Origin of the sequence: Mesorhizobium sp. M8A.F.Ca.ET.161.01.1.1 (assembly GCF_004792105.1) — a bacterium.
GTDB lineage: Bacteria > Pseudomonadota > Alphaproteobacteria > Rhizobiales > Rhizobiaceae > Mesorhizobium.
The window spans coordinates 1-316 of the sequence record NZ_SRTD01000340.1; the positions used below are offsets into that span (position 1 = coordinate 1).

A 316-nucleotide genomic window follows, 5' to 3' on the forward strand; every position below is an offset into this window, starting at 1 on the left:
GCGAGACATTTGCCTGTGCGGCGCGGATGACGCGGCCATCGGCAAGCTTGACGATGAAGACCGAGAAGTCGCCCAGATAGCCGATATCCCATACCTCGCCATAGGCGGAGTTGATGCTGCTATCGGCAGGCTGATCGAGCGAGATGCGCACCTTCTCTGGCCGGATTGCGAAAGCCACCTGGCTACCGGCAGCAGCGGCGCATTCCTGCTCAACCGCCACCTTCAGCCCGTCGCAATCCAGTGTCACGAGGCCGGGCCTGCCGATATTGGAAGCATTGGCGACGACATTGGCGTCGAAAATATTGATGTCACCGAT

General features: G+C 59.8%; 1 protein-coding gene. It reads right to left on the bottom strand.

What is annotated here, in order from left to right:
• The coding region (locus tag EN804_RS35980; protein WP_135922398.1) for a TOBE domain-containing protein at nucleotides 1-316 on the bottom strand (316 nt) is incomplete at both ends.